Origin of the sequence: Pseudokineococcus marinus (assembly GCF_013004605.1) — a bacterium.
Lineage (GTDB): Bacteria > Actinomycetota > Actinomycetes > Actinomycetales > Quadrisphaeraceae > Pseudokineococcus > Pseudokineococcus marinus.
The window spans coordinates 1-7,982 of sequence record NZ_JABEMA010000140.1 but is presented as its reverse complement, the minus strand read 5'-3'; the positions used below and the strand labels follow the sequence as shown (position 1 = coordinate 7,982).

The following is a 7,982-nucleotide window of genomic DNA, read 5'->3' as shown; positions in this document are numbered from 1 at the left end:
CTGCCCGGCCCTGTCCCTCCCGGCCCTGTCCTTCCCGGCGACGTCCTGCCCGGCGACGTCCGGCCCGGCGCCGCGGGGCCGCCGCAGCAGGACGCGGCGCTCGCCGTCGACGACGAGGCCGCGGACGCCCCGCGTCGTCGCGGCCGGCGGGGGCTCGACGCTGACGACGAGGTCGACGTGGACCGCCGCGCCGCCCGGGCGCACCTCCACCCAGCTGCCGAGCACCTGCTGGCCGCGCCGCTTGGGCACGCGCAGGCCGCTGGCGACGAGCCGCCGCAGCAGCTCCCCGGCCGGCACGAGCGTCGCCCCCGCGGCCTGCAGGTCCGCCAGCCGCTCCGCCGGCACGTCGTAGTGGTCGCCCTCGAAGCCGCGCGCGGGGATGCCGACCCGCCGGGCGAAGGCGTGGAGCTCCTCGAGCGAGACGTCGCTGACGAGGTGGGACCACTCGCGCCCGTGCGCCGGCCAGCGCGGGGGGTCGACGAGCACGGCCACCGGCCGACCCTACGTCCGCCCCTCGAGGGCGATGTGTGGCCATGTCGCCCTACCCGCACCGTCCCCCACGGCGACGTGTGGCCATGTCGCCCTCGCGACGGGCGCCCGGGGGCGATGTGTGGCCGTGACGCCCCTCACCGACGGTCCGAGGGCGACATGGCCACACATCGCCCCCCGGAGGGGGCGGGACGCCGCGAGGGCGGCACCCGGTGGGGTGCCGCCCTCGTGGGACGTGCTGCTGCTGGCGCAGCGGTGCCGGGCCGGGGCCCGGCGGGCGGGATCAGAAGTCCATGCCGCCCATGCCGCCGTCGGCCCCGGCGCCGGCGCCGGCCGCCGCCTTCTCGGGCTTGTCGGCGATGACCGCCTCGGTGGTGAGGAACAGGGCCGCGATCGAGGCCGCGTTCTGCAGCGCCGAGCGGGTGACCTTCACCGGGTCGTTGATGCCCGTGGCGAGCATGTCGACGTACTCGCCGGTGGCGGCGTTGAGGCCGTGGCCGACCTCGAGGTTGCGCACCTTCTCCGCCACGACGCCGCCCTCGAGACCGGCGTTGACCGCGATCTGCTTGAGCGGGGCCTCGACGGCCACCTTGACGATGTTCGCGCCGGTCGCCTCGTCGCCCGTGAGCGAGAGGGTCTCGAACGCGCCCTTGCCCGCCTGGATGAGGGCGACGCCGCCGCCGGCGACGATGCCCTCCTCGACGGCCGCCTTCGCGTTGCGGACGGCGTCCTCGATGCGGTGCTTGCGCTCCTTGAGCTCGACCTCGGTGGCCGCGCCCGCCTTGATGACGGCGACGCCGCCGGCGAGCTTGGCGAGGCGCTCCTGGAGCTTCTCGCGGTCGTAGTCGGAGTCGCTGCGCTCGATCTCGGCGCGGATCTCGTTGACCCGGCCCTGGATCTGGTCGGTGTCGCCCGCACCCTCGACGATGGTGGTCTCGTCCTTGGTGATGGTGACCTTGCGCGCCTGGCCGAGGAGCTCGAGGCCGGTGCTCTCGAGCTTGAGGCCCACCGTCTCGGAGATGACCTGGCCGCCGGTGAGGATGGCCATGTCCTGCAGCATCGCCTTGCGGCGGTCGCCGAAGCCCGGCGCCTTGACGGCGGCGGAGCGGAAGATGCCGCGGATCTTGTTGACGACCAGCGTGGCCAGGGCCTCGCCGTCGACGTCCTCGGAGATGATGACGAGCGGCTTGCCCGACTGGGTGACCTTCTCCAGCAGCGGGAGCAGGTCCTTGATCGAGGAGATCTTGCCCTCGTTGAAGAGGATGTACGGGTCCTCGAGCACGGCCTCCATGCGCTCGGAGTCCGTGACGAAGTAGGGCGAGATGTAGCCCTTGTCGAAGCGCATGCCCTCGGTGAGCTCGAGCTCCAGGCCGAAGGTGTTGCTCTCCTCGACCGTGATCACGCCCTCCTTGCCGACCTTGTCCATGGCCTCGGCGATGAGCTCGCCGATGGACGGGTCGCCGGCGGAGATGCCCGCGGTGGCCGCGATCTGCTCGCGGGTCTCGACCTCGGTGGCGGAGGAGAGGAGCTGCTGCGAGACGGCCTCGACGGCCTTCTCGATGCCCTTCTTCAGCGCCATCGGGTTGGCGCCGGCGGCGACGTTGCGCAGGCCCTCGCGAACCATGGCCTGGGCCAGGACGGTGGCGGTGGTGGTGCCGTCGCCCGCGACGTCGTCCGTCTTCTTGGCGACCTCCTTGACGAGCTCGGCCCCGATCTTCTCGTACGGGTCCTCGAGCTCGATCTCCTTGGCGATGGAGACGCCGTCGTTCGTGATGGTGGGGGCGCCCCACTTCTTCTCGAGCACCACGTTGCGGCCCTTGGGGCCGAGGGTGACCTTGACGGCGTCGGCGAGCTGGTTCATGCCGCGCTCGAGGCCGCGACGGGCCTCCTCGTCGAACGAGATGATCTTGGCCATGCTGGGGGTTTCCTCCCGGTGACGGGTGGGGCGGCCGGCCGGTGCCCGCGACGGACGGGTCGCGCGCGCGGCGGTCACGTCCCGCCGCGCCCACGGCCCTCACCTGACGACCGAGGTCCGTTGTCACTCTCGTGCGAGAGTGCCAGCACCCATGATGAGCACTCTCCCCCCTCGAGTGCAAACGACCGGGGGGTGCGGACGACCGGGGCGTGCGGACGACCAGGGCTCGTGCACCACGCCGGGCCCCGGACGCGACGACGCCGCCGCCCCGGCGGGGCGACGGCGTCGGACGGCGGCCCTGCTCGGGCGCCGGAGGGGTGCGGGGTGCCTCAGGAGGCGGGGCGGACGGCCTCGGCCTGCGGGCCCTTCTGGCCCTGCCCGACCTCGAACTCGACCTGCTGGCCCTCCTCGAGGGAGCGGTAGCCGTCCATCTGGATGGCCGACCAGTGCACGAAGACGTCGGGGCCGCCGCCGTCGACGGTGATGAAGCCGTACCCCTTCTCGGCGTTGAACCACTTCACGGTGCCCTGAGCCATGGTGCTACTCCTGTGTCGCTGTGTGCGGGTTCGAGGCCCCGGGAGGGCATCGGGTCTCACGCTCGCGTGGCTCGCGATGGTTCCGACGTGCGGGCCGTCCGTACGGGTGCGCGGTGGACCGGTGCTCATCGAACTGCTCGACCGGCGCCGAGAGTAGCGGCTGGCCCTGGCCGTGGCGAGGGTCGCGAGACGCCTATCCGCCGAGCGAGAACCACGCGCTGACGGCGAGCACGGAGAGCGCCGCGAGCACCACGACGACGAGCACGGGGGCCGCGCGGCGCCAGGGCCCGGGCCGGGCCCGGTGGGCTCCCTGGCGGCGGGGCTCGCCGGCCGGCTCGTCGAGCTCGTCGCGGGGCGGCCCGGGGGCGGCCACGCCCGTCAGCCCCGCGCGCCCAGCCGGCGCTCGGTGCGCGAGCGCTGGCGCTGGCTGCGCATGCGGCGCAGCCGCTTGACGAGCATCGGGTCGTGGGCGAGCGCCTCCGGGGAGTCCAGCAGCGCGTTGAGCACCTGGTAGTAGTGCGTGGCCGAGAGGTCGAAGAGCTCGCGGACCGCCTGCTCCTTCGCGCCGGCGTAGCGCCACCACTGGCGTTCGAAGGCGAGGATCTCCGCGTCGCGCGCCGAGAGCCCTCCGGCGGGCGCGGCGGCGGGCTGCTCGGCGCTCGCGCCGGTGGCTGCGTCGTCCACTCCGGTCTCCTCCCGCGCTCCCGGCGTCGTCCGTCGGCGCCGAGCCCGCACCCTACGCCGCGAACCACACCGCTGTGGTTCGCCGGGGGCGCCGGTCACGGGCCGGTCCGGCGCACCGCCCGGACTGCCCCTACCGTGGCCGCGTGCTGGAGCCGGGGACCACCGCAGGCACCGACGGCGCGGCCTCCCCGCCGCCCGAGGTGGTCGGCCCCGCGCGCCGGGCGGGCGTCGACCTCGCGGTCGTCCATCCCGCCTGGTGGACGGCGCTGGCCCCGGCGCGGGGGGACCTCGTGCGCGCCCTCGAGGCCGTGGCGGACGACGTCGCGGCCGGCCGGGAGGTCCTCCCCCGCGGGGACCGGGTGCTGCGCGCGCTCGCGCAGGCGCCGCAGGACGTGCGGGTCCTCGTCGTCGGCCAGGACCCCTACCCCACACCGGGCCACGCGGTCGGGCTGTCCTTCTCCGCGGAGCCGGACGTGCGCCCGCTGCCCCCGACGCTGCGCAACCTCCTCGCCGAGCGGGACGCCGACACGGGCCTGCCGCCCGCGGCCACCGGCGACCTCACCGCCTGGGCGGGGCGCGGCGTCCTCCTGCTCAACCGCGTGCTCACCGTCGAGGCCGGCCGGTCGGGCTCCCACCGCGGGCGGGGCTGGGAGCGGGTGACCGAGGAGGTCGTGCGCGCCCTCGCGGCGCGCGGCGGGCCGCTCGTCGCCGTCCTCTGGGGCCGGGACGCGCAGGCGCTGCGCCCGGCCCTCGGCGGCACGGCCGTCGTCGAGAGCGCCCACCCGAGCCCCCTGTCCGCGCGGCGCGGCTTCACCGGCTCGCGGCCCTTCTCCGCCGTCGACGCCGCCCTCGCGGCGCAGGGCGCCAGGCCGGTGGACTGGTCCCTGCCGACCTGACCGGCCGGGGGCCGGGCGCCGCCGTTCCCCGCGCCGGGGCGCCGGGCTCCTGGTAGGAAGCCGTACCGGCACCGGGGGGTGGTGCCCGCCCGTGACGACCACCGCCGAGAGGGGGCCGCCCCGTGGACGACCCGTCCCCCCGCCGCGCGCGCCGCCGCGCCCGGGGCGCAGGAGCGCCCCCGGCCGTGACCGGGGTCTGATGGCCCTCGTCGTCCTCCTCGGGGGCCTCGTGGCCCTCGCCGCCGCCGCCCCGCTCCTGGGCCGCGCCCTGGGTCGCACGTCGTGCCTCGTCCTGGCCGGCGGCCTCGCGGCGGCCACGGCCCTCGTCGCCGCGCTCGTCCCCGGCGTCGTCGCCGGCCGCGACGTCGTGGCGTCCACCCCGTGGCTGCCGTCCCTGGGGGTGGACGCGGCGCTGCGCCTCGACGGCGTGGCGCTCGTCTTCGTCCTCGTCGCGCTCGTCGTCGGCGTCCTCGTGCTGGCGTACTGCGCCCGGTACCTCGACGACGCCGAGGCCGCCGGGCCGGTGCCCGCCGTGCTCGTGCTCTTCGCGGCCGCCATGTGCGGCCTCGTCATGGCCGACGACCTCGTCCTGCTCTACGTGTGCTGGGAGATCACCACGGTGTGCTCCTTCGTGCTCGTCTCGACGGCGGGCGCGCCGGCCACCGCCCCGGGGCGCCAGGCCCTCGTCGTGACGGTCGCGGGCGGGCTCGCCCTGCTCCTCGCCGTCGTGCTCGTCGTCGTCGCCACGGGCAGCACGAGCGTCCACGCGCTCGTGTCCGACCCCGACCGGCTGCTGTCCTCGCCGCTCGCCGGGCCCGTCGCCGCCCTGGTCGTGGTGGCGGCGGCGACGAAGTCGGCGCAGCTGCCCTTCCAGGCGTGGCTGCCGGGCGCCATGGTCGCGATGACGCCGGTCAGCGCCTACCTCCACGCCGCGACCATGGTGAAGGCGGGCGTCTACCTGCTCGTGCGGACGAGCGCCGTCTTCGCCGGCCAGCCGGCCTGGACGGCCGTCCTCGTCTCCCTCGGCCTCACCACCGCGCTCGTCGGGGCGGTGCTCGCGCTGCGCGAGCACGACCTCAAGGGCGTCCTGGCGTACTCGACGGTGAGCCAGCTGGGGCTGCTCGTGGCGGCCGTCGGCGTCGGCACCCCCGAGGCGCTCGCCGCGGCGCTGCTCCACACCGTCGCCCACGCCCTCTTCAAGGCGACCCTCTTCATGCTCGTGGGGATCGTCGACCACGAGACGGGCAGCCGCGACGTCCGCGACCTGGCCGGGCTGCGCCGCGTCATGCCGTGGACCGCGGCCGCCACCGGCGTCGCCGCGCTCTCCCTCGGGGGCGTGCCGCCGCTGCTCGGCTTCGTCAGCAAGGAGTACCTCTACGAGGGCTTCCTCACCGCCGGCCCTGCGGCCTGGGCGGGCCCGGTGGCGGTCGGCGTCGCGGTCCTGGCGTCGACGCTGACCCTCGCCTACGCGGCGCGCGTGGCCCACGGGGCCTTCGGCGGCGAGGAGCTCTCCCACCCCGGCCTCCACGAGCCGTCGCCGCTCTTCCTCGCCCCCGGCGCCGTCGCCGCCCTGGCCTGCGCGGTGCTGGGCCCCGCGGTCTCCTGGCTGTCCCCGCTGGTCGAGGCCGCGACGTCGGCGGCCCTGCCCGGCGAGGAGGCTCCCGAGGTCTACCTCTGGCACGGCGTGACGCCGCAGCTCGTCCTGTCCGGGGTGACGCTGGCGCTCGGCGCCCTGCTCTTCGTGCGCCGCGACGCGGTGGACCGGGTGCTGCAGGCCTGGTCGCCCCCGTCGGCGTCGGCCGCCTTCGAGCGCGGCCACGCGGGCCTGCTCCGCCTCGGCGAGGTCGTCGGGCGCCCCGACCGCGCGGGCGGCGCGCCGGCCCAGCTCGCGCGGCTCCTCGTCGCCGTCGTCGTCGTGGCCGCGCTCGCGGCGGTCGGGCTGGGCCCGCAGCCGGAGCGGCTCGTGTCCGAGGACCCGGTCGCGTGGGGCGTCGTCGTCCTCGCCGCCGGGGTCCTGGCCGCGGCGGCGCTCACGCGCTCGTCCCTCGTCCTCGTGGCCCTCGGCGGCACGACCGGCCTCCTCGTCGCCGTCTGGCTCCTGCTGCGGGGAGCCCTCGACGTCGCGATCACCCTGCTGCTCGTCGAGGTGCTGACGGCGGTCGTGCTCGTCCTCGTGCTGCGCGGGCAGCCCCGACGGCTGCCGCGCACCTCCGCGCGCCGGGCGCTGCCGGTCGCCGCGACGGCCGCGGCCACGGGTCTCGCCGCGGGCGGCGCCGCGTGGGCCCTCACGGGGCGACGCCCCCTCTCCGACGTCGGCGCGCAGGTCCTCGCCGAGGCCGAGCCGCTCACCGGCGGCACCAACGTCGTCAACGTCGTGCTCGTCGACCTCCGCGGGCTCGACACCTTCCTCGAGACGGTCGTCGTCGGCGTCGTCGCCCTCGGGCTCGTCGTCCTCGGGCGCGGGCCCGCGGGGCGCCGCACCGGCCCGCCGGGGCCCGACCCGGTCACCGAGGACCTCGTGCTGCGCGTGGGCACCCGCCTGCTGGCCCCCCTCATGGTCGTCCTCGGCGCCTACCTCCTCTGGCGCGGCCACGACGAGCCCGGCGGCGGCTTCATCGCCGCGCTGGTCCTCGGCACGGCGGTCGCGCTCGGGCACCTCGCGGGCGGGCGGGCGCCCTTCGCGCGCACCCCGCGCGCGCTGCGGCCGAGCCTCCTCGTCGGCGGCGGTCTCCTCGTCGCCCTCGGCACCGGGCTCGTGCCCCTCCTCGGCGGCGGCGCCCTCCTCGCCCCCTTCGACCTGCCGCTGCTGGGCGCCCTCGGGGTCACCTCGGCGCTCGTCTTCGACGTCGGCGTCCTCCTGCTCGTGCTCGGCCTCGCCGTCGCCGCCGTCCACTCCCTCGACGCGGGCGTGCCCGACGCCGGGCGCGCGGACGAGCAGCGGCGGGCCACGCGGCCGCACCGCGATGCCGACGGGGAGGCCGGGGACGACGACGGGGACGGCGAGCGCGACGACGCGCGGGTGCGCGGCACGGCGGGAGGCCGGCGATGACGACGGCCCTCCTCGTCGCGCTGCTCGCCGCCGCCGGGACGGCGCTCGTCCTCCAGCGCGGTGCGCTGCGGCTCGTCGTCGGCTTCGTGCTCCTCGGCCACGTCGGCACCGTGCTCGTGCTGTCGGCCTCCGGCGGGGACCGCCGGGGCGTGCCGCTGCTCGGGCAGGGGCCCGAGGACGTGCCGCTCGCCGACCCGCTGCCCCAGGCCTTCGTCCTCACCGCCGTCGTCATCGCCTTCGCCGTCACGGTGCACCTGCTCGGGGTCCTGCGCGCCGAGAGCAGCGCCGCCGACGACGACGAGGAGGACGCCGCCGTGGAGGAGCGCCAGCAGCGGCGCGCCGAGGGGGCCCCCTCGGACGCGGACGGGCGCCCGGCGTCGGCCGCGGACCCCGCCGGCTCCCCCGCCCCCGGC

At 76.8% G+C, this 7,982-nt stretch carries 8 protein-coding genes; 3 read left to right on the top strand and 5 right to left on the bottom strand.

Features of this window, described 5'->3' with window-relative positions:
- The 5 genes from HLB09_RS17815 to HLB09_RS19975 form a co-directional block, all read right to left on the bottom strand.
- Window positions 1-492, bottom strand: a 492-nt coding sequence (locus tag HLB09_RS17815; protein ID WP_212770868.1) for a DUF4031 domain-containing protein, incomplete at its 3' end; no start/stop codon positions are given.
- A 280-nt stretch (window positions 493-772) separates the two neighbouring features.
- A complete protein-coding gene (groL, locus tag HLB09_RS10110) occupies window positions 773-2,404 on the bottom strand; it encodes a chaperonin GroEL (RefSeq protein ID WP_171203257.1) in 1,632 nt (543 codons plus the stop codon).
- A gap of 329 nt (window positions 2,405-2,733) precedes the next feature.
- Window positions 2,734-2,940 carry a cold-shock protein gene (locus HLB09_RS10105; RefSeq protein WP_171203256.1) on the bottom strand — a complete coding sequence of 69 codons (207 nt, stop codon included), beginning with the start codon at window positions 2,938-2,940 and terminating at the stop codon, window positions 2,734-2,736.
- A gap of 193 nt (window positions 2,941-3,133) precedes the next feature.
- Window positions 3,134-3,313, bottom strand: coding sequence for a hypothetical protein (locus tag HLB09_RS10100; protein WP_171203255.1), 180 nt, complete (start codon window positions 3,311-3,313; stop codon window positions 3,134-3,136).
- 5 nt (window positions 3,314-3,318) lie between these two features.
- Window positions 3,319-3,624: a DUF3263 domain-containing protein gene (locus HLB09_RS19975; RefSeq protein WP_171203254.1), complete on the bottom strand. Its 306-nt coding sequence runs from the start codon at window positions 3,622-3,624 to the stop codon at window positions 3,319-3,321.
- 200 nt (window positions 3,625-3,824) lie between these two features.
- Between HLB09_RS19975 and HLB09_RS10090 the strand changes: the two genes are divergently transcribed.
- The 3 genes from HLB09_RS10090 to HLB09_RS10080 form a co-directional block, all read left to right on the top strand.
- Complete coding sequence (locus tag HLB09_RS10090; protein ID WP_171203258.1) at window positions 3,825-4,520, top strand: uracil-DNA glycosylase; 696 nt, start codon at window positions 3,825-3,827, stop codon at window positions 4,518-4,520.
- A gap of 199 nt (window positions 4,521-4,719) precedes the next feature.
- Window positions 4,720-7,569, top strand: coding sequence for a hydrogen gas-evolving membrane-bound hydrogenase subunit E (gene mbhE, locus HLB09_RS10085; RefSeq protein WP_171203253.1), 2,850 nt, complete (start codon window positions 4,720-4,722; stop codon window positions 7,567-7,569).
- Window positions 7,566-7,982, top strand: a 417-nt coding sequence (locus tag HLB09_RS10080; RefSeq protein WP_171203252.1) for an NADH-quinone oxidoreductase subunit K, incomplete at its 3' end; no start/stop codon positions are given. The genes mbhE and HLB09_RS10080, both read left to right, overlap by 4 nt.

Bases quoted from the DNA above. Each gene is read 5' to 3' on its own strand.
- groL (WP_171203257.1), bottom strand. From the start codon at position 2,404: ATGGCCAAGATCATCTCGTTCGACGAGGAGGCCCGTCGCGGCCTCGAG.
- HLB09_RS10105 (WP_171203256.1), bottom strand. From the start codon at position 2,940: ATGGCTCAGGGCACCGTGAAGTGGTTCAACGCCGAGAAGGGGTACGGC.
- mbhE (WP_171203253.1), top strand. From the start codon at position 4,720: ATGGCCCTCGTCGTCCTCCTCGGGGGCCTCGTGGCCCTCGCCGCCGCC.